Annotated in this window: 1 protein-coding gene; it reads right to left on the reverse strand. The window is 31.5% G+C overall.

All coding sequences use genetic code 11. The features are described from left to right. Window positions 1-14: 14 nt before the first annotated feature. The coding region (locus tag CHB72_RS25765) for a transposase (RefSeq protein ID WP_089285701.1) at window positions 15-1,089 on the reverse strand (1,075 nt) is incomplete at its 5' end.

Raw genomic sequence — 1,089 nt, forward strand, 5'->3', positions numbered from 1 at the left:
CAGGTTGCGTAAAATCAGTCCGCTTTCCATGCTTTTTTATTCATAATCAGTAGTAATTTATGAGAATTATACTTAATTTTTGGTAACAATAAAAAAACATTAAAAAAGGCTTGTTGTTTAGCCTTTAGTATCCTTGTAAGCTCCTTAGCTCCTAGGATATTTATTACTCTGATAAGATTATATGTAAAAAAGTGCATACAAGACTCAGACTTTACATTTTCATTTCCTCGAGTAAGAAAATAGGTAAAGCCTAAGGCTCTTTTTATTGTTCCAAAAGGATGCTCTACTATCATTTGACGTTGTCTGTAAAGCTCCTTATTTTCTAGTGTTATTTTATCTACCTCATCGTATGTTTCCTGATAGGGACCTCTTTTTATAACACGTCCCTTTTTAGATGTTGTACATTTATCTTTATGTTTACATTTACTACATGCTTTAGTATTTCTATAGACTTTATCTTTACTACTTGTTTTACTGATATTTTGTAGTTCTTTTCCACCTGGACATATGTAAATATCTTTGTCTTTATCATATATAAATTTATCTTTTATATATTCTTCGTCTCCGGTCTTTGTGCCACTTTTTTGCTTGGGAACTATAGTTTTAATATGATCATTTTTGCATTTTTCTAGTTCTTCTCCACTGTAATATCCTTTGTCTGCTAATACTGTTATTATTTCTTTTTCTGCATGGGAGGTTTCATCTTCCAAATCATTATTTTCTTTTAGCCCTAATTCTTCCACCGCTTTTGAGGCCATGTTGTGTAATTGGTTTTGGTCTGCTGGGGTACTTACTACATCTACTGCTACTACTAAGTGACTTTTGCTGTCTACTGCTATTTGTACATTGTGAGCTATATCTGTACCATTATTACTGACACTCATGTGTTTTGCATCCGGGTCAGTTATTGATATTTCCCCATTTCGCTGTATTTCTTCTGCCATTTCTGTAAGTTCTTCTATTCTTTTTTTGGCTGCTTCTAGCTTACTTGTTATTTCTTCTTTTGTATATTTTACTGTTTCTTTATCAGTCTTATCATTTTCATTCAGTAATTCAATATATTTTTTAGCTGTTTCTTCATAGTAATTA

Origin of the sequence: Anaerovirgula multivorans, from assembly GCF_900188145.1 — a bacterium.
In the GTDB taxonomy this organism is placed as follows: Bacteria; Bacillota; Clostridia; order Peptostreptococcales; family Natronincolaceae; genus Anaerovirgula; species Anaerovirgula multivorans.